A 20,279-nucleotide genomic window follows, 5' to 3' on the forward strand; every position below is an offset into this window, starting at 1 on the left:
ATCCCGCATCCCGCATCCCACATCCGGCATCCCGCATCCCACATCTCTAAATCTTTTTTAACTTTTTTTCACTTATTCCCTTGAAAACTCATTTGCAGCCCTTATCTATTGGGCATAAGTGAAGCAAACAAAATTATTTTAGTTTGTGAGTAAGGGTTGAAACCCTATTCTCCATCCCCACATAGGGGATATAGCAAAACGAAAATAGAATTTATTCGGAGATAGCCTGATGGGTAAAATCATTGGTATTGACTTAGGTACTACTAACTCTTGTGTTGCTGTTCTAGACGGTGACAAGCCACGCGTAATCGAAAACGCGGAAGGCGAGCGTACAACAGCATCAGTTATTGCATACACAGATGGTGAGACGCTAGTAGGTCAGCCAGCTAAACGTCAAGCGGTTACAAACCCAACTAACACGCTATTTGCAATTAAGCGTCTAATCGGTCGTCGTTTCGAAGACGAAGAAGTTCAGCGTGACATCGAAATCATGCCTTTCAACATTGTTAAGGCTGACAACGGTGATGCTTGGGTTGAGGCACAAGGCCAGAAAATGGCGGCTCCTCAGGTATCTGCTGAAGTACTGAAAAAAATGAAGAAAACTGCAGAAGATTTCCTAGGTGAGGAAGTCACTGGTGCAGTTATCACAGTACCTGCTTACTTTAATGACTCTCAGCGTCAAGCAACGAAAGATGCTGGCCGTATCGCAGGTCTTGAAGTTAAACGTATCATCAACGAACCTACTGCAGCCGCTCTAGCTTACGGTCTAGACAAGCAAGGCGGTGATCGCACTATCGCAGTATACGACCTTGGTGGTGGTACATTCGATATCTCTATCATTGAGATTGACGAAGTTGAAGGTGAGAAAACGTTTGAAGTATTAGCAACTAACGGTGACACACACCTTGGTGGTGAAGACTTCGATAACCGCATGATCAACTACCTAGTTGAAGAGTTCAAGAAAGAGCAAGGCATCGATCTTAAGAACGACCCTCTAGCAATGCAGCGTGTTAAAGAAGCAGCAGAAAAAGCGAAGATCGAGCTTTCTTCTACTTCTCAAACTGACGTAAACCTACCTTACGTAACGGCAGATGCGACTGGTCCTAAGCACATGAACGTTAAAGTGACGCGTGCTAAGCTAGAATCTCTAGTTGAAGACCTAGTTCAACGCTCTCTTGAACCACTAAAAGTGGCGCTAGCTGACGCTGATCTATCTGTAGGCGACATCACTGACGTTATCCTAGTAGGTGGTCAGACTCGTATGCCTATGGTTCAAGCTAAAGTGGCTGAGTTCTTTGGCAAAGAAGCGCGTAAAGACGTTAACCCTGACGAAGCAGTAGCAATGGGTGCTGCCGTTCAAGGTGGTGTACTTGCGGGTGACGTTAAAGACGTACTTCTACTAGACGTTACTCCTCTATCTTTCGGTATCGAAACGATGGGCGGCGTAATGACTAAGCTAATCGAGAAGAACACAACGATCCCTACTAAAGCGGACCAAGTGTTCTCTACAGCTGAAGACAACCAGAGCGCGGTAACTATCCACGTACTGCAAGGTGAGCGTAAGCAAGCGACTTACAACAAGTCTCTTGGTCAGTTCAACCTAGAAGGTATTCAGCCAGCACCACGTGGCATGCCACAAATCGAAGTAACTTTCGACCTAGATGCTGACGGTATCCTAAACGTGTCTGCGAAAGATAAAGCGACTGGTAAAGAGCAGAAGATCACTATCCAAGCTTCTGGCGGTCTATCAGACGAAGAAATCGAGAAAATGGTTCAGGAAGCAGAAGCTAACAAAGAAGCGGACAAAAAGTTCGAAGAGCTAGCTACTGCACGTAACCAAGCAGACCAAATGATTCACGGCACTCGTAAGCAAGTTGAAGAAGCAGGTGAAGCGCTTCCAGCTGACGAGAAAGAAAAGATTGAAGCTGCGATCACTGAGCTAGAAGAAGCGCGTAAGGGTGAAGACAAAGAAGCGATTGACGCTAAAGTTCAAGCTCTTATGGCTGCCGCTCAAAAGCTGATGGAAATTGCCCAGCAGCAAGCTCAGGCTCAACAAGCTGGTGCGGAAGCTGGTGAACAGCCTAAGCAAGAAGAAGACGTTGTAGACGCTGAGTTTGAAGAAGTTAAAGACGAGAAAAAATAATTCTCGACTCTGAGTTAACTTAAAGTACTATGCGGGCGTTTGGGGCAACTCATACGCCCGCCTGTTTGTAAATATAATGTCTTTCCAGATAAGTACTTTTGCACAAAGCCTTTATCTAGAGTGATACAAACACCAAGCGACAATCGGTCGTTTGCAGTAATAAATTGGTGACGAAGAACATGTCAAAACGTGATTTTTACGAAGTATTAGGCGTAAGCCGAGATGCATCAGAACGTGATATTAAAAAGGCGTATAAGCGCCTTGCAATGAAATTCCACCCAGACCGCAACCAGGGTGATGAGTCTGCTGCAGATAAGTTTAAAGAAGTAAAAGAAGCGTACGAAATCCTACTGGATCCTCAGAAAAAAGCAGCCTACGACCAATATGGTCATGCAGCCTTCGAACAGGGCGGCATGGGCGGCGGTGGCTTTGGCGGCGGTGCTGGTGCAGATTTCGGTGATATATTCGGTGACGTGTTTGGTGACATTTTCGGCGGTGGCCGTCGCGGAGGTGGTGGTCAGCAACGCGCTCAACGCGGGGCGGATTTGCGCTACAACATGGAATTGTCGCTAGAAGAAGCGGTTCGCGGTGTTTCAAAAGAAATTGAAGTTCCGACCCTAGTGAACTGTGACGTTTGTGATGGCAGCGGTGCCAAGAAAGGCTCGTCTCCTGAAACGTGTGGTACCTGTCATGGTCATGGCCAGGTTCAGATGCGTCAGGGCTTCTTTGCGGTTCAGCAAACCTGTCCTACCTGTCACGGTAAGGGCAAGATCATTAAAGACCCTTGTAACTCATGTCATGGTCAAGGCCGTAAGCAGAAGACTAAAACACTTAACGTTAAGATTCCTGCTGGTGTTGATACTGGCGATCGCATTCGTCTTTCTGGTGAAGGTGAAGCGGGAGAAATGGGCGCTCCAGCGGGTGACCTATATGTACAGGTTCATGTGAAAGAGCACCATATCTTTGAACGTGATGGTAACAACTTATACTGTGAAGTACCTGTTAGTTTCGCAATGGCTGCACTGGGTGGTGAAGTCGAAGTACCAACACTAGATGGTCGCGTGAACCTGAAAGTACCAACCGAAACTCAAACGGGCCGAATGTTCCGTATGCGCGGCAAAGGCGTCAAGGGTGTTCGTGGCGGTGGCGTTGGTGATTTGATTGTTAAGCTGGTTGTCGAAACGCCAGTGAATCTAAGTACGCGTCAGAAAGATTTATTGAAAGAGTTTGAAGAATCTTGCGGTGGCGAAGCGGCAACGAAGCACAAGCCAAAAGCCGAAGGCTTTTTCAATGGTGTGAAGAAGTTCTTTGATGATCTGACCAGCTAGCCTAAAAACGAGCAAAAAAGCCTGCTACTATGCAGGCTTTTTTTATGGCCAGCAGGTGGTTGGGCGTTGGTTGTTGCTCGCATCTAAGCTTAATTCGTTGGTTTTGTTTTCTACTAAGCAGACATCGAGATTTTGCTGAGTATCGGCTTGGGCGGTCGCTTTGATAATGTAAGCTGTATTAGCTCCACTAGTGATAGAAAATATGAACCGCTTTTGGTCAGTCTGACAAAGAGTGCATCGACCACCGGATAAAATGTGCTCCCATTGATATCTGCCGTTAAAGTTGGATTCCAACTCAAGTTGAATCCTAGCTAAGTCTGAAATCGCAGTGGCTCGATGAGATTGACGAACGAACTCCAAGTATTTGGGATAGGCAAAAATAGCTAAAGTGGCAATCACACTTGTCACCACCAACAATTCGATCAAAGTCATTCCGTTTAGACTTTGGTTGCACTGTTCGCAACGATTTTCACCAAACACTCCGAATCCCTCTTTTCTTTAGTGTCTTGTCATTGTTTCTTACTGTTAGCATCGAGCCAAGTATTGTTTTGCTCCTCTTTGGCTTTACATGAAAAATTGGGAAACACCTCGTGGCTTTACATTGGTCGAAACTCTGATCGTTCTATCGCTGGTTTGTGTTGCTGTATCACGAGTGATACCCAGCTTTGAATCTGTTTCTATGACCACCAAAATGACCAGATTAGCGACTGAACTCAATGGTTTTGTGGTCATGGCTAAATCTCTTGCAGTCATGCGTCGGCAGCCACTATGGATCCATTTGTTAATCGTTAACGGTAGTTGGGAGTTGGAGCTAACTGACAGTAAAAAGGAGTATCAGGGTGAGGTATTAATGCGTTTGTCGGGAAGTTCATTTTCTGGGATAGAGATTGAGACGACTTATAGCTCAAATCAAATCAGTTTTGACGCCACTCATGGCCGACCTAAAAGCGGCCGATTCATTTTTTTTCCTCGCCAACGTTCACAGATGGCTCTCGAACTTAGAACGCATTTTCGTTCCGCAATTGTGCGAGTTTGTTCTCCAAGCTCAACCTATCTTGGCTACGAGGCATGCTGAGTGTTTAAACAAAGAGGAACAAGCTTAATAGAGTTCCTTATCTCTAGCGCTATCAGTGTTGTGATTATTGGTATGGTTATTGGCATGTTAACCCATCACAACCGGGTGAGCGTTCGTCGTGCTAACGAACTCATGCTAGTTCAAAATACCAATAGCGTTCTTCAAACGATGAAGCAAGATTTACATCGAGCGGGATATAATAGCAGTTTTAGTACAAGAGCGATTCTGTCTGGTGCGACACAGACTTACCATGTCAGGGTCGATAATCAAACGAGTCTCATCGCTTATGCCTATCTTTCAGGTGAAGTAGGAACAGAGCAAGCATACACTAACGTAGTGTATCAAAGAGAGACACAGTCTCCGGACCTTCTTAAGGTGTGTGAGAAAAAATTGCCATATGTCATGTCCGTTAATGAAGCAGAGAATTTTAACGTCCATTTTGGTAACACCTGTAACACCTTGTTTGATCGCCGCCGTATCGTGGTTGAGTCTTTTGCACTGGACGTTGAGCGATTGTCTGGCCTTTCTTTGTCTTCGGCACTGGTGACTATTACACTCTCCACTAAACTTTCTACTCAGCCACAAGTCACCCAGTCGCTTGCGTTTACTATTAAGCAGAGGAATTGGTGAAATGAGGCGGCAACGTGGTGCATTTCTTATCCTTGTCACTAGTTTGTTACTTGCTGCGAGCTTGATGGTGATCATCGGCAGCTATAAAGGTGTGTTCTACCAGATAAAGCGTAGCCAAAACGAGATTGAGAGCCGTAAAGCTCACTGGCTAGCCGAGGGAGGCTTAGATTGCGCATTCGTCAATGTTCTAAGCAACGGGCGTATTCCGGAAGATTTGAGTCGTTGCAAACGCTTACTTGGGCTTGATGAACTTGAAATCGTCACAGGGAGACCACACACAATCCGAGCATCCAGTGGATACGTCACCTTAAGTAAGGCTTTTCTCCTTCCAGAGCTCAAGATCAAAAGTGCTATCACGGCCATCAATCATTTGTTGGTAAGCGGTGCGCTATACCTTTCGCCGCATCTAGGTACAAGAATATCTAAACAAGAATGGGCTTGTATTTCGCTTCGATATCAAGGTGAACTTTACGCTCAAAGTTATGCCACCAAGCCACCAAGGAAAGCGGTGGATGTTTCACGCTATTTTTCTTCAGATGATAAAAGCCTTCAGCCTCGTTGCCTCGAAAAAAATTATACGAAATTTGCATGGCAACTTTCTTCTACTCAGGATGATTTTATCCGACAAGAAGAGCTTGAGCCCTTTAAGGAAGTTTTCGCTACTGCTCGTGATAATTGGTATGCAGTGATGACAGCGACCAATCTTTTTGGTTATGTGCCAGATTACTTATCAAGCTCATTACCCGCAAACGCCAGTGATTTGCCTCTTCCTCAAATTGTCGAAAACTGTGGACAAGAGATCATAAAACTCGTTGAAAAGTCTCATGAGTTTATTTGGGTGTATGGAGGGTGTGAGTTGACAGCAGAAGAAGTCATAGAGATGAATATTGCTATTAGTACGCATTTGAAAAGTGGCTTGATTTTAGTGTTGCACAATGGAGCTGTTGCGGTGTCGGGACAGCAAGCATTGAATGCGCTGGTTTATCATTTTATTTCTGATGCATCGGCACTTAAGAGCGCTGGTTTAGATAAAATGGAAAATGAAAGGCTATCCATAAACCTGATAAAAATCATGGGTAGATTTTCCTCTATTGCAAAAATTGAGGAGAGGCAGGTGAGTTACTTTCAACAGGGTAGCTTCTATCCGAATGGAGGTTTGATTTTAGATGCTCCGGACCACTATGCATTGATCGATGGCTCTCTCGATACTGAGTTCAAGCAAAGTGTGACATCCAGTCCAGCGAGAAAGCTTCATCCAACCTTATGGGTTCGGAGTGGTTGGTATGATTTCTAACCAATCTGGCTTGAGTTTCATCGAAGTTTTACTCACGTTATTACTGCTTAGCGGTGGCGCTTTCACTTTAGCTAAGCTTCATGTTGACGTCGAAGCGAAATCAGAGTGGGCGAATCATGCTACCAAGGCCCTCTATCTCGCAGAGTCAAAGCTTGAGCGATTTACTACTCATGGTGCAATGGTTAATCAAAAAATCTACCCATTCGAAGCCATTGATCAAGATCCATGCTTTGCCCTTTCGGCTTGTCAACCTTCCTCTTCTGGCGAGCATCAAATACGTTGTCAATCTAAGGCAAGGCCACAGAATGGTATTCAACTAAAGCTCATTACGGTAGAAGTTTGCTGGAAAAATCGTCATGGAAAAAAGCTATCGGTTGTATTGACGACATCAATTTCCAAATTCAATGAATTTAGTATGTAGTTTATTTTATATAGACAAATGCTATTAGTTTTTTACCTACAAACCTCCTCTATATTTTTCAAAATGGTTTCAATTTTGTTTCAATTTATAGGTTTTAGTTGTTTTTATTTTGTTGTGAACTGATGGCTGTTTTGCAAAATATGTCTCCATATATGGAAAAAATCATGGAATCCTGTGCTTTTAAAAGGGGGATTTAATAAAATATGGCGTTGATAAATAGGTCGTTGCCAACCTGACTACAGGCCTAAGACAACAACATCACATATGGAGTTACCATGAGTAACCAAGCTATAAAAAAAGCGCCATCGCCCAAGTCGAGTGGTATGGACCGCTTTCTTAATTTTATTGAACGTGCCGGCAACAAAATCCCAGATCCGGCTATTCTGTTCTTTTGGGCACTGATCATTACTTGGGCAGCTTCAGCACTGCTCTCTAACGTAAGTTTTGACCTTATTAACCCCCGCTCAGGCGAAGCGCTTGCAATTAATAATCTTTTAACTGGCGAATCTTTAGCAAGCTTCTTAGCAAACATGGTGTCCACTTTTACTGGTTTTGCTCCGCTAGGTATTGTACTAGTCGCAATGCTAGGTGTGGGTGTCGCTGATTCTTCTGGCTTTATCACGACGGGCCTTAAGAAGATGCTCAACTTCACGCCAGCTAAGCTTCTTACTCCAATGCTTATTCTGGTGGCTATCGTATCGCATACTGCTGCAGATGCGGGGTATGTGCTGGTTATTCCTCTTGGTGGTATCATCTTCCACGCTGCTGGCCGTCACCCTCTTGCGGGTATTGCCGCTGCGTTTGCTGGCGTATCAGGCGGTTTCTCTGCAAACTTTATCCCTTCAGGTATCGATCCTCTACTAGCGGGCTTCACTCAGACAGCGGCGCAAGTTCTTGACCCTGAATACGTGGTTAACCCACTAGCGAACATTTTCTTCACTGGCCTATCTTCAATAATCATTGTTGCTATCGGTTGGTATGTAACTGAGAAAATCATTGAACCGCGCCTAGCGAACACGCCAATTGATGAAGACGCAGAGAAAGCACCAGATCTAGGTTCTTTCACTGAGCTTGAGTCTAAAGCGTTTCGTTACGCAGGTTGGGCGATGATGGTTGGTATCGCTGTTCTTATTGCTGCAATCATTCCAGAGAACTCAGCACTGCGTTCTCCTGAAGGTGAAATCACAGCGTTCTCAGCACCGTTAATGAAGTCGATCGTTCCATTGATCTTCATTCTATTCATCATCCCTGGTTACGTTTACGGCCGAGTGTCTGGCACGTTCAAGACAAGTAACGACATCATCAAAGCGATGGCGGACACTATGTCTACAATGGGCGCTTACATCGTAATGTCGTTTTTCTGTGCTCAGTTCCTATCAGCATTCGCGCAGTCAAACATAGGTACTATGCTTGCGCTATATGGAGCTCAGGGTCTGAAAGCGATGAACCTACCAGGTGAAGCTACGATCATCGGTATGATTCTACTAACAGCTTCTGTAAACCTTCTAATTGGTTCTGCATCTGCAAAATGGGCACTGATTGGTCCGATTCTCGTGCCTATGCTTATGGCTGTGGGGATCTCTCCTGAGCTATCGCAAGCGGCTTACCGTGTTGGTGACTCTGTATCGAACATCATTTCTCCTCTGATGGTGTTCTTCCCGTTAGTGGTGGTTTACTGTCAACGTTACGTGAAGTCGACGGGTATCGGCACGTTAGCATCACTAATGATGCCATTCTCGATTGCCATGCTAATTGGTTGGTCTATCTTCCTAGTGGCTTACTGGATGCTAGGTATTCCTCTAGGTATTCAAGCGCCATACACATATACAATGTAAATACCGCTTACTATGTAGGTATTTGAAATTTGAAAGCGCTGATCGAAAGACTGGCGCTTTCTTTTTTGTAGAGCAGGGAAGATTAGCTTGCGTGAGTTGTTCAGCGTCCTGCTTTCACTTCTTCCTTCATGCGGGTAGAATTTGCTACCTCTAGTCGTTTACGCAGATAACCGGAGTTTTCTTTGTCTGAATCGCAATTTACCCCTGAAGATGAGTTTTTTATGTGCCGAGCTATGGAGCTTGCTGCTCAGGCCGAAGAAGAGGGAGAGGTCCCCGTTGGCGCTGTACTAGTCAAAGATGGTGAGATCATTGCGGAAGGATGGAATCAGTCAATTGGTCATCATGATGCGACGGCTCATGCTGAAATGCAAGTATTACGCAAAGCAGGCCAAGTACTGGAAAACTACCGATTGTTGGACACAACGCTATACGTCACCTTAGAACCATGCCCTATGTGCGCTGGCGCTCTGCTCCACAGCCGGGTTAAACGTATTGTTTATGGTGCCCCGGATCTAAAGGCGGGTGCGGCGGGAACAGTACTTAACTTGTTTGAACATCAGGCAGCATATCACTATGCCGATATTGAACAAGGATTGATGGAAGAAGAGTGTCGAGGTCAACTTCAAGCGTTCTTTAAACGTCGTCGCAAAGAGAAAAAAGCGCAGAAACAGGCGAAGGGTTCAGAAGGGTAAGGTTCTCAGCAAACACCTGCATCTAGGTGTTTGCCTACTGGGGTTATGCGCAACTTAGCTGCATAAAAGCTCTGTGACGAGCAATGACTTTTTTCTTGTTGTTACTGAGCATTCTTTTTCGACGGTTGGCTGCCACCGTTTTATTAAGGCGTTTTGACTGCATTTTATGTCTACGCATAAAACAACCTCCTACTATAGGTTATATCTAGATTATTGCTTTCTTAATTGAAGGCACTGATTATATTGAGTAACTGATTTCTACCAGCTCTTTGTTACCATTTTAATAATGTTTATGAGATAGCTATCACACGATATTATGTATGGGTGATTTAGTAGAATTCAAGTGCACAATCATTAAACAATGATTGTGCACTTGTACGCTTATTTATTCTTGAGTTGCTGATGCTGGTATAGCACCTGATGTGGCTGGATCTGAGAGTGTTGCATTCTCTAGTACTTCGATGACTGTAAGATCGTCTGTGCTGACATCGCTACTGTCAGCGGATTGCTGCTCGACATGCCCAATGATGCTCTGATAGTAGCGTCGGATGTTTTCGACGTAGTTTCGCGCTTCGTCACCGCGGGCGTAACCATACCGAGTTTGGCTGTAGTATTTTTTCTGGCGCAACAACGGCAAGCGATCTTTCACATCCGCCCAAGAATCCGGGTTGCCACCTTGCTTTTTGGTTAGTCTCCTTGCGTCCATCATGTGACCATAACCGACGTTGTATGAGGCAAGGGCAAACCAAATCTTTTCATGCTTATCGATGGAGTCTGGGATGCGTGAAACCATACGACGTAAATAGTCAACTCCGCCTCTTACCGACTGCTTTGGATCGAGTCGATTGGTTACTCCGACACTTTTAGCCGTTGGCAGAGTCAGCATCATCATGCCACGTACTCCTGTTGGAGATTTAGCGAGCGGATTCCAATGCGATTCTTGATAAGCTAAAGCAGCCACCAAACGCCAGTCAAACTCTTCTGAATACTGTTTAAACAGTGGTGCCCATTGAGGAAGTTTTGAATTGAGTGCACGGATAAACGCGCGCGTATCAACGTAATCGAAGCTGCCAATATGGCCAATATACTTTTCTTCTAATGATGCGAGGTGACCAGATTGTTTGGTGTAGCCAAAGAATTCGATCATCAATGCATATAGGCTTTCGTCCTCTGAGCGTCGCACAAACCAAGAAATAGGCTGGTCTTCGGTTAGTTCAAATGCAAGAGCAATATCAGGGTAGATACGTTGAGATAGGGATACTTCGACGGAGTCGGCGACGGTAAACATCAAATCACCGTCAGAAACTTGCTTAAGCAGGTCACTCACCTCTGCTTCAGGATCAATTTCAAACGCGAAGTCAGGATGTTCTTCTCTTTTGATGGCATTGAGTGTCTGTTTAACATGTGAATCACTGATAATTTTCAGAATGGGTAGCTCTTCTCCATCATCGCTAAGCGTGGGCTGAAGGTTAAGGAGTTGCTCTAGGTTACGTGGGCGCCTGTGACCTTTTTTATACACAACCTGTTGGCTAACGTAATAGTAAGCAGGTCCGGGTCTGAATCGCTCCATGCGTTCAGGAGATTGAGTCAAACCAGCGGCAATAATGTCGATTTCACCTTTGGCCAGTGCAGGGTAGAGTGATGAGATACGATAGGCTGGTTTCATTTCCAATTGCACACCAAGTTCATTGGCGAACTCGCGAGCCAGTTCGTAATCCAAACCCGCAGGGCCATCAAGACCGATATAGTAGGACAGTTGGTTATTAAGAGTTCCGACACGTAACACACCTCGTTCACGTATCTGGTCCAAATCACTTTTGGGCTCTGATTCAATCTGACAGCCGGATAACATCAATACCGAAAACAGCAAGGCGCTGATTGACGTCCAACGATTCAAGTAATGCTTCTTCATTCACATCATTCTCATACTTCCAGTAGGGCATTTATATCAAAGTGTCATAACAAGGCAAGACAATCAGAGCGACTTCGAGTTAAAGATTTAAAAATAGGATTTTTGCTGTAATTCAAATTTGACGAAAAAAATGACGCAAACGGTTGCTTTTGGTGTTACATCACAAAAATAATTCCTTTATAATGCGCCAGCAAAGAAGAGGTGGAATCGGCATAGGTTTTTATTTCTTAGGGAATAGCATCAAATTTATTTTTTCTAACCGACTGAATTTATTCCAATATCACCTTAATCAATTGCATAAGAGACCTAAGCGCATGAGAATTTTTCGTGGCTCCCCAGCTCTATCTGAATTTCGTGTTAACAAGCTTCTCGAGCTTTGTCGTGAATTGAGCCTTCCTGTGACTGGCATTTACGCAGAGTTTGCCCACTTTGCTCAACTGTCAGCGGATCTTGATGTTCAGGAAGTTGAAAAACTAGAAAAACTCCTGACTTACGGTCCAACAATTGAAGAGCACGAGCCAGAAGGTCTTCTTCTGCTAGCTACTCCTCGCCCTGGTACTATCTCGCCTTGGTCTTCAAAATCGACTGATATTGCTAATAACTGTGGTCTAGATAAAGTCGTTCGTCTAGAGCGCGGTACGTCTTATTACATTGAAACTTCTGCTGAACTGACAGAACTGCAACTCGTCGAGCTTAAAGCGATTCTTCATGACCGCATGATGGAAGTGGTTTTCACTGACTTGGAATCTGCACAAGCACTTTTCCAAGTGGCAGAACCTGCACCAGTGGCGGATGTTGACCTGCTTAATGGCGGCCGTGCTGCGCTTGAAAAAGCAAACGTTACCCTAGGCCTTGCGCTTGCCGATGACGAAATCGAATACCTTTACGATGCGTTTGTGAATAAGCTAGATCGTAACCCAACAGACATCGAACTGATGATGTTTGCACAGGCGAACTCGGAGCATTGTCGTCACAAGATCTTTAACGCAGACTGGACTATCGACGGCGTTAAGCAAGAGAAGTCTCTGTTCAAGATGATCAAGAACACATTCGAAACGACCCCAGAAAACGTCCTGTCTGCGTACAAAGACAACGCAGCAGTAATGGTGGGTTCTGATGTTGGTCGTTTCTTCCCGAACCCAGAAACTCGCCAGTACGGTTACAACCAAGAGAAAGCGCACATCCTAATGAAGGTGGAAACGCACAACCACCCTACGGCTATCTCTCCTTGGCCGGGCGCTTCGACTGGTTCTGGTGGTGAAATCCGTGACGAAGGCGCAACAGGTATTGGCGGTAAGCCAAAAGCCGGTCTTGTTGGTTTCACTACATCTAACCTACGCATTCCTGGTTTTGAACAGCCATGGGAAACAGATTTCGGTAAGCCAGGTCGCATCGTTAACGCACTAGACATCATGCTAGAAGGTCCACTAGGTGGCGCGGCGTTCAACAACGAGTTTGGTCGTCCAAACCTACTTGGTTACTTCCGTACTTACGAAGAAAAAGTGAACTCTCACGCCGGTGTTGAGGTTCGTGGTTACCACAAGCCAATCATGATTGCTGGTGGTATGGGTAACATCCGTGACGAGCACGTACAGAAGAAAGAAATCCCAGTCGGTGCAAGCCTAATCGTTCTTGGTGGTCCTGCGATGAACATCGGCCTTGGTGGCGGTGCAGCATCTTCAATGGCGTCTGGTCAATCAGCAGAAGATTTAGATTTTGCTTCAGTACAGCGTGAAAACCCAGAGATGGAACGCCGCTGTCAGGAAGTGATCGACCGTTGTTGGCAGCTTGGTGAAGAGAACCCAATCGCATTCATCCACGATGTGGGCGCGGGCGGTATCTCTAACGCACTCCCAGAGCTTGTAGACGATGGTGAACGTGGCGGTATTTTCCAACTGCGTGATGTACCAAACGACGAACCGGGCATGAGCCCACTTGAGATCTGGTGTAACGAATCTCAAGAGCGTTATGTTATGGCAGTTGCGCCAGAGAACATGGAAGTATTCGATGCGATTTGTAAGCGTGAGCGCGCACCATACGCTGTAGTCGGTGTGGCAACGGAAGAGCGTGAACTGAAACTTGAAGATTCACACTTCGAAAACACGCCGATCAACATGCCAATGGATGTGCTTCTTGGTAAGACGCCTAAGATGCACCGTGATGCAAAAACACTTAAAGCGAATAACCCAGCAGTTAACCGCGACGGTATCGAACTAAACGAAGCTGCAGAGCGCGTTCTACGTCTACCAACGGTTGCTGAGAAAACATTCCTTATCACTATCGGTGACCGCACGGTAACAGGTCTTGTCGCGCGTGACCAAATGGTTGGCCCATGGCAGGTGCCAGTAGCTAACTGCGCAGTAACAGCGGCAAGCTACGACACTTACCACGGTGAAGCGATGTCGATGGGTGAGCGTACACCAGTTGCTCTACTAGACTTTGGAGCTTCGGCTCGTCTAGCAGTGGGTGAGGCAATCACTAACATCGCAGCGACAAACATCGGCGATATCAAACACATTAAACTGTCTGCAAACTGGATGTCTCCAGCTGGTCACCCAGGTGAAGATGCCGGTCTTTACGAAGCGGTTAAAGCGGTGGGTGAAGAGCTATGTCCAGCCCTTGGCCTAACTATCCCTGTAGGTAAAGACTCAATGTCGATGAAGACCAAGTGGGAAGAGAACGGCGAGCAGAAAGAAGTAACCTCTCCGCTATCTCTTATCATTACTGCGTTTGCACGTGTTGAAGATGTACGTAAGACAATCACGCCTCAGCTTCGCACTAACAAGGGTGATACTTCGCTAGTTCTTATCGATCTAGGTAATGGTCAGAACCGTCTAGGTGCAACAGCGCTAGCACAGGTTTACAAGCAGCTTGGTGATAAGCCAGCTGATGTAGACAACGCTGCACAACTAAAAGGTTTCTATGAAGGCGTTCAAGCACTTGTTGCGAACGACCAAGTAGTGGCTTACCACGATAAGGGTGATGGCGGTCTATTCGTTACTCTTGCTGAGATGGCATTCGCAGGTCACTGTGGTGTTAAAGCGGACATCGCTGACCTAGGTGAAGATGCACTAGCTGCACTATTTAACGAAGAACTAGGTGCGGTACTTCAGGTTAAGAACGAAGATTTAGACGCTGTACTTTCAACGCTAGCAGCAAATGGCCTAGGAGCGTGTTCACACGTAATCGGCTCTGTAGAAACATCTGATGAGCTAGTCATCACTTCTGGTGAGACAGTGGTTCTAGAGCGTAACCGTACTGAACTACGTACTATCTGGGCTGAGACAACGCATAAGATGCAAGGTCTACGTGATAACCCAGCTTGTGCTGACCAAGAGCATGAAGCGAAGAAAGACAACTCGGACCCAGGTCTGAACGTTAAGCTAAGCTTCGATGTGAACGAAGATATCGCTGCTCCATACATTGCGAAAGGTGCTAAGCCTAAGATGGCAATTCTGCGTGAACAGGGTGTTAACTCTCACGTTGAGATGGCAGCAGCATTCGACCGCGCTGGCTTTGAAGCGACAGATATTCACATGAGCGACATCCTAACAGGTCAAGCCGTTCTGGAAGAGTACCAAGGCCTAGTGGCTTGTGGTGGCTTCTCTTACGGTGACGTACTAGGTGCGGGTGAAGGTTGGGCGAAATCTATCCTGTTCAATGAGCAAGCTCGCAACCAGTTTGAAGGCTTCTTCCAACGCGAAGATACCTTCTCTCTAGGTGTATGTAACGGCTGTCAGATGCTATCGAACCTGAAAGAGCTAATTCCAGGTGCAGATCTATGGCCTCGTTTCGTTCGTAACGAATCTGAGCGTTTTGAAGCTCGCTTTAGCCTAGTAGAAGTTCAGAAGTCTGATTCTGTGTTCTTCGACGGCATGGCTGGTTCGCGTATGCCAATCGCTGTTTCTCACGGTGAAGGCCGCGTAGAAGTGCGTGATGCTGACCACCTAGCCGCGATTGAATCATCAGGTACGGTAGCAGTGCGTTACGTGGATAACCATGGCAATGCGACTCAGCAATACCCGAACAACCCGAATGGTTCGCCAAACGCCATCACAGGTCTAACAACTCAAGATGGTCGCGTAACTATCATGATGCCGCACCCTGAGCGTGTATTCCGCACAGTCGCGAACTCTTGGTCTCCTGAAGGGTGGGGAGAGAACGGTGCTTGGATGCGTATGTTCCAAAACGCACGTAAGAACGTGGGCTAATTAAGCCGAGATTCGTTCTCTACACTGCAAATAGTAAAGCGCTGGTTGAAAGGCCAGCGCTTTCTTTGTTTAGAATCGGGAAGCGGGAACGGGCTTCGCCCTATGGAACGCTTTGCTACGGGAACGGACTTCGTCCTCGATATGTGAGGAAGTCATTCCATAGACCGAAGAATGAGGGAGTAGGGAATCTCTGTTAATTTTCTATTCGCTTAAAGAGATCCCCAACTCGCTCGTGCCTCACTCTTGAGGATGACGCCATTTCTTATTCTTGGGGATGGTGCAATAAATAATTAGTGCCTCATTTAAAGAAACTATTGGCAAACAGCCACTTTTTGCGCTCTAATACCGCGCTTGCCAAGGGATGGCTAAATCCCTCAATATCCCATTAGAATCCCTTAGGAAATGAAAATGTCGAACAACAAAAAATTTGCCATTCGTGTGACTGAAAAGCGTAACGGTTGGTGTGCAGAAATTACTCGCCAAGTGACGTCACGTAAAACATCTGTATCTAAGCGAGAAGCAGGCTTTGAAACTGAAGCTCTAGCGCAAGAATGGGCGGAGAAAGAACTAGCAGGTTTTATTCAAAACCAAGCGGTACGTAACGAACGCAAAGGTGAAGCACGTAAAATTCGTGTTGAACGTGAAGAACGTCTAGCTCAAGAAGCCGCTGAAAAGAAAGCACGCTATGAAGAAGCGAAACGCGCAGCAGCAGCGCAAGCTGAACTTGACGATGAAGATGATTTCTTCGAAGAAGAGTAATAAGTCGTTATTCAATAAAAAACCGCCAGCGAGGCGGTTTTTTTGTATCTAATCAACGGCAGATTAACGGAACTGACCAGCTTCAGGTAAGAAATCAAAACCAGCAGAGGCTAACTTGGTTTCTAGCGCTGATTTATCTATGTCAAAGAAAGCAACAAGCTTGTCTAAGTCACCGCCGAAGTCATCGCGTAGCTTCATGTTGACAATGCTCATTAGCATTATTGGATCCATCGTCTCAAAGTTCACCAAGTTCATTATTTATCCTCGAAATCTGAAATCAGCAGATTCGCTGCTGCAAACGCCGCTTTGTCTCTTACATGTTGCGATAGGCTAGTATCCGCTGCAATATCGTTTAACGCTCGTAGTGAACAAGCAATCGCTTTAGGTACATAGGCTTGGTCGCCACTACCGATTTGCGCGTAGAGTTCGCGGACCAAGTCGCAGCAATCATATACTTTCATATTGTTAACCTAATAATTAAATGAGAACTACTCTCAAATATACACAGGCTGCCAATGAAACTCAAAGTAGCGGTTTGTTCTGGCTCAAACTCTAGGCTGAGCTGCTGGATCTTTATTCGCTTTGGCTTAGTTTTGCAGTTGTTGTTCAAGCTGGAAAGTTACTTCTGGGGCAAGTTGTAACTGCTTGGCTAACTCCTGCAAATAGGCTTTCTCCATGAAATTTTGTTCATCGACAACAATTAGAGATGCGAGATAAATCTCTGAAGCTTGTTGTGGTGACTGAGCGAGCCGAGCAATTTCGCTTGGATCGAGAGGTTTGTTAAGCTCATTGTGTAGCATGGTTTGTAACCCAGTATCCGCACCTGCTTCTTTCAGTGTGGACTCTATGCGCTGCATTTCTTCTGCATCGACATGACCATCTGCTTTTGCAGCGGCAATCATAGCTTTGATGATAAGCTCGTTATGAATAGTATCGTTGGCATTAAAATCTTCTCGCACTGAAGCCGTTTTTTGTTTTCCTTGCCAATTATTGTAAACGGTATAGGCCAGTGCGCCTAGAGCTGCCGCACCGCCAATTTTGAGTGCATTTTTACCGACTTTTTTGCCAAGTTTCTTACTTTTTTTAGACCCCATGAGTAGGTTGACTAAGCCACCACCGACAGCACCTGCACCGAGGGACTTCAGCGTGCTTGAACCGGACTGCTGCTGCATTTTTTGTTGACCCTGACGAACAAGGTCTGAGTTTAGTGCTTGATTTAATAAACCTTTCAAATCCATTCTGGACCTCCTTAGTTTTGTTCAGACTAATTCAGGTTAGATGAATAGAAGATTAATACGTGATAATAAAAAGGCGAGCATTCAGCTCGCCTTCTCACATATCGTTTTCCTAAATGTTATTCTTGGGCGTACCCATGAATACCCAGCAACTTACCATCGAGATAGGCTTCTTTTTCATCCTTCATGATCAGGCGTTCTTCAACTAGCCACTGTACGACCAGAGGATAAATTTTATGCTCTTGCGTCTGAACACGTTCGGTTAACGTCTCAACTGTGTCTTCGTCGAAGATAGGCACTTTAGCTTGTAGGATTACCGGGCCACCATCCAGCTGTTCAGTAACAAAGTGAACACTGGTGCCGTGTTCTTCATCTCCAGCATGAATGGCTCGCTGGTAGGTGTTCAGACCCGGGTACTTCGGTAGTAGAGAAGGGTGGATATTGATCATTCGACCTCTGTAGTGGCGAACGAATTCACCACTTAAGATGCGCATATAACCGGCGAGTACAATCACATCTGGCTTGTATTCATCAATCTGCTTCATCAATTCATGATCAAACGCGTCGCGGGTATCGAATGACTTTGGGTCCAAAGAGTGTGCGGCTGCGCCCGCTTTCTTAGCTCGCTCTAAACCATAAGCTGTTGCTTTGTTTGAAAAAACAGCGGTCACTCGGCCAGTACTGATCTTGGTTTCACAAGCATCAATAATCGCCTGTAAGTTCGAACCATTTCCTGAAACTAAAACAACAATACTCTTCATAATTTATTTGATCTCTACTTGTTCTTCATCCGCATTGGCATCGGCGATTTCACCAATAACCCATGCTTTCTCGCCTTCTACTTGAAGCAATGCTACTGCAGCGTTTGCTTGTTCTTTTGGCAGCGCAATCACCAGACCAACACCACAGTTGAATGTGCGGTACATTTCATGAGTTGTCACATTGCCTTTTTCTTGCAGCCAGTTGAAGATCACTGGCCATTGCCAGCTATTGCCATCGATAACGGCTTTGGTGCCTTCAGGCAGTACGCGAGGAATGTTTTCCCAGAAACCACCGCCAGTAATGTGAGAAATAGCATGGATGTCGTGCGCTTCAATCATTTTTAGCGCAGACTTAATGTAAATTTTTGTTGGCTCTAGTAAGTGCTCGCCAATAGTACGACCCGCTAATTCTTCGTTTTTGTCCGCGCCTGATACTTCGAGGATCTTACGAATCAGTGAGTAGCCGTTTGAGTGAGGACCACTTGAACCTACCGCGATAAGTGCGTCACCTGCCGCGACTTTGCTGCCGTCGATAACGTCTTCTTTCTCTACCACACCGACACAAAATCCAGCGACGTCATAATCTTCGCCTTCGTACATGCCCGGCATTTCAGCGGTTTCACCGCCAATTAGGGCACAGCCAGCTTGAATACAACCATCTGCAATACCAGTAACGACATCGGCAGCAGTGTCTACATCCAGTTTGCCTGTTGCGTAATAGTCTAGGAAGAATAGCGGCTCAGCACCTTGAACTATCAGGTCATTAACGCACATTGCGACAAGATCTATGCCGATGGTGTCATGTTTGTTCATATCCAGCGCAAGACGCAGTTTTGTCCCAACACCGTCAGTACCCGAGACAAGTACTGGCTGCTTGTATTTTGTTGGTAGCTCACACAGAGCACCAAAACCACCAATCCCCCCCATTACTTCAGGGCGACGAGTGCGTTTAACTGCACCTTTGATTCGGTCTACAAGTGCGTTACCAGCATCGATATCTACGCCAGCGTCTTTATAGCTAAGAGAAGTGTTATCAGCACTCACAAGCAAGTCCTCAGTTTGAAAGTTGGATATGAAATCGGCGCTATTCTAACAGTGGACAAAGTAATATAGCAAACGTTTGCGTAGGTTTTTTCTTTTGTCCTAGCACAAGAAATTGAGAACGAAATCGTTTATAATCCGAAGGTTTGTTTAAAAATCACCTATGTATCCGGAGATGGAAATGAAAGTTGTTGAAGTAAAACACCCTCTTGTTAAACATAAACTTGGTCTAATGAGAGAAGGTGAGATCAGCACTAAGCGCTTTCGTGAGCTAGCAACTGAAGTTGGTAGCCTACTGACTTACGAAGCCACTGCAGACTTTGAAACTGAGAAAGTAACCATTGAAGGTTGGAATGGTCCAGTAGAAGTAGACCAGATTAAAGGCAAGAAAGTAACGGTTGTGCCAATCCTGCGTGCAGGTCTTGGCATGATGGATGGTGTTCTTGAGCATATGCCAAGCGCACGTATCAGTGTTGTTGGTATCTACCGCGATGAAGAAACACTAGAGCCAGTACCATACTTTAACAAGCTTGCTTCAAATATGGATGAGCGTATTGCTCTGGTTGTTGACCCAATGCTAGCGACTGGTGGTTCGATGATCGCTACGATCGACTTGCTGAAAGAGAAAGGCTGTAAGTCTATCAAGGTTCTTGTGCTTGTTGCTGCTCCAGAAGGTATTGAAGCGCTAGAAAAAGCGCACCCAGATGTTGAACTGTTCACTGCGGCTATCGATGAGAAGCTAAACGACAAAGGCTACATCGTTCCTGGTCTTGGTGATGCTGGCGATAAGATCTTCGGTACAGTATAAGCTGAGACGCTAAGTGAATTATAAGAGGAGCCGATTGGCTCCTCTTTTTGTTGTCTGGAACGGACTGCGTCCTATGGAACGCTGCGCTTATGGATAACGGGAGCGCTTCGCTGCTGGAAAACGGGATCGGGCTT

The 20,279-nt window shown here is 45.7% G+C and carries 19 protein-coding genes; 11 read left to right on the forward strand and 8 right to left on the reverse strand.

The window, feature by feature from the left end; all coding sequences use genetic code 11:
* Window positions 1-229 precede the first annotated feature (229 nt).
* Both dnaK and dnaJ read left to right on the forward strand, forming a co-directional pair.
* A complete protein-coding gene (gene dnaK / locus TW84_RS05045; RefSeq protein ID WP_045974586.1) occupies window positions 230-2,143 on the forward strand; it encodes a molecular chaperone DnaK in 1,914 nt (637 codons plus the stop codon).
* 179 nt (window positions 2,144-2,322) lie between these two features.
* The gene (gene dnaJ, locus TW84_RS05050) at window positions 2,323-3,471 is read left to right on the forward strand and encodes a molecular chaperone DnaJ (RefSeq protein ID WP_045974587.1); all 1,149 of its coding nucleotides are present in this window, start codon (window positions 2,323-2,325) and stop codon (window positions 3,469-3,471) included.
* A gap of 42 nt (window positions 3,472-3,513) precedes the next feature.
* Here the strand turns inward: dnaJ and TW84_RS05055 are convergent, their stop codons facing one another.
* Window positions 3,514-3,951: a type IV pilin protein gene (locus TW84_RS05055; protein WP_045974588.1), complete on the reverse strand. Its 438-nt coding sequence runs from the start codon at window positions 3,949-3,951 to the stop codon at window positions 3,514-3,516.
* Between the two features lie 88 nt (window positions 3,952-4,039).
* Between TW84_RS05055 and TW84_RS05060 the strand changes: the two genes are divergently transcribed.
* The 6 genes from TW84_RS05060 to tadA all read left to right on the forward strand — a co-directional run bounded on the left by TW84_RS05060 (window position 4,040) and on the right by tadA (window position 9,418).
* Entirely contained in the window at window positions 4,040-4,546 is a 507-nt protein-coding gene (locus tag TW84_RS05060) for a GspH/FimT family pseudopilin (RefSeq protein WP_045974589.1), read from the forward strand.
* Complete coding sequence (locus TW84_RS05065) at window positions 4,547-5,176, forward strand: PilW family protein (RefSeq protein ID WP_045974590.1); 630 nt, start codon at window positions 4,547-4,549, stop codon at window positions 5,174-5,176. It abuts the gene before it with no gap.
* A gap of 1 nt (window position 5,177) precedes the next feature.
* Entirely contained in the window at window positions 5,178-6,470 is a 1,293-nt protein-coding gene (locus TW84_RS05070) for a hypothetical protein (RefSeq protein ID WP_045974591.1), read from the forward strand.
* A complete protein-coding gene (locus TW84_RS05075; RefSeq protein ID WP_045974592.1) occupies window positions 6,460-6,891 on the forward strand; it encodes a hypothetical protein in 432 nt (143 codons plus the stop codon). The genes TW84_RS05070 and TW84_RS05075 overlap by 11 nt, the downstream gene beginning before the upstream one ends.
* Window positions 6,892-7,166: 275 nt before the next feature.
* Window positions 7,167-8,726, forward strand: coding sequence for an AbgT family transporter (locus TW84_RS05080; RefSeq protein WP_045974593.1), 1,560 nt, complete (start codon window positions 7,167-7,169; stop codon window positions 8,724-8,726).
* A 182-nt stretch (window positions 8,727-8,908) separates the two neighbouring features.
* Window positions 8,909-9,418 (forward strand): tRNA adenosine(34) deaminase TadA, encoded by a 510-nt coding sequence (tadA, locus tag TW84_RS05085; protein WP_045974594.1) that lies wholly within the window; start codon window positions 8,909-8,911, stop codon window positions 9,416-9,418.
* A 43-nt stretch (window positions 9,419-9,461) separates the two neighbouring features.
* Here the strand turns inward: tadA and TW84_RS25175 are convergent, their stop codons facing one another.
* The gene (locus TW84_RS25175; RefSeq protein WP_269982816.1) at window positions 9,462-9,596 is read right to left on the reverse strand and encodes a hypothetical protein; all 135 of its coding nucleotides are present in this window, start codon (window positions 9,594-9,596) and stop codon (window positions 9,462-9,464) included.
* 207 nt (window positions 9,597-9,803) lie between these two features.
* Window positions 9,804-11,330, reverse strand: coding sequence for a membrane-bound lytic murein transglycosylase MltF (mltF, locus tag TW84_RS05090; RefSeq protein ID WP_045974595.1), 1,527 nt, complete (start codon window positions 11,328-11,330; stop codon window positions 9,804-9,806).
* Window positions 11,331-11,644: 314 nt separating this feature from the next.
* Here mltF and purL point away from each other — a divergent pair, with 314 nt between their 5' ends.
* Window positions 11,645-15,541 carry a phosphoribosylformylglycinamidine synthase gene (purL, locus tag TW84_RS05095; protein ID WP_045974596.1) on the forward strand — a complete coding sequence of 1,299 codons (3,897 nt, stop codon included), beginning with the start codon at window positions 11,645-11,647 and terminating at the stop codon, window positions 15,539-15,541.
* Window positions 15,542-15,949: 408 nt separating this feature from the next.
* Entirely contained in the window at window positions 15,950-16,300 is a 351-nt protein-coding gene (locus tag TW84_RS05100; protein WP_045974597.1) for a DUF3622 domain-containing protein, read from the forward strand.
* A gap of 63 nt (window positions 16,301-16,363) precedes the next feature.
* Here TW84_RS05100 and TW84_RS05105 read toward each other — a convergent pair whose 3' ends face one another.
* From TW84_RS05105 to purM, 5 genes are all read right to left on the reverse strand, one after another.
* The gene (locus tag TW84_RS05105; protein ID WP_045974598.1) at window positions 16,364-16,555 is read right to left on the reverse strand and encodes a DUF4250 domain-containing protein; all 192 of its coding nucleotides are present in this window, start codon (window positions 16,553-16,555) and stop codon (window positions 16,364-16,366) included.
* Window positions 16,555-16,761, reverse strand: coding sequence for a YaeP family protein (locus tag TW84_RS05110; RefSeq protein WP_045974599.1), 207 nt, complete (start codon window positions 16,759-16,761; stop codon window positions 16,555-16,557). The genes TW84_RS05105 and TW84_RS05110 overlap by 1 nt, the downstream gene beginning before the upstream one ends.
* Window positions 16,762-16,887: 126 nt before the next feature.
* Window positions 16,888-17,538 (reverse strand): tellurite resistance TerB family protein, encoded by a 651-nt coding sequence (locus TW84_RS05115; protein WP_045974600.1) that lies wholly within the window; start codon window positions 17,536-17,538, stop codon window positions 16,888-16,890.
* A 116-nt stretch (window positions 17,539-17,654) separates the two neighbouring features.
* Entirely contained in the window at window positions 17,655-18,296 is a 642-nt protein-coding gene (purN, locus tag TW84_RS05120) for a phosphoribosylglycinamide formyltransferase (protein WP_045974601.1), read from the reverse strand.
* A 3-nt stretch (window positions 18,297-18,299) separates the two neighbouring features.
* Complete coding sequence (gene purM, locus TW84_RS05125; RefSeq protein ID WP_045974602.1) at window positions 18,300-19,340, reverse strand: phosphoribosylformylglycinamidine cyclo-ligase; 1,041 nt, start codon at window positions 19,338-19,340, stop codon at window positions 18,300-18,302.
* 178 nt (window positions 19,341-19,518) lie between these two features.
* Between purM and upp the strand changes: the two genes are divergently transcribed.
* Window positions 19,519-20,145, forward strand: a complete 627-nt coding sequence (gene upp, locus TW84_RS05130) for a uracil phosphoribosyltransferase (protein ID WP_019275559.1) — start codon at window positions 19,519-19,521, stop codon at window positions 20,143-20,145.
* Window positions 20,146-20,279: the final 134 nt, after the last annotated feature.

Origin of the sequence: Vibrio neptunius (assembly GCF_000967495.1) — a bacterium.
GTDB lineage: Bacteria > Pseudomonadota > Gammaproteobacteria > Enterobacterales > Vibrionaceae > Vibrio > Vibrio neptunius.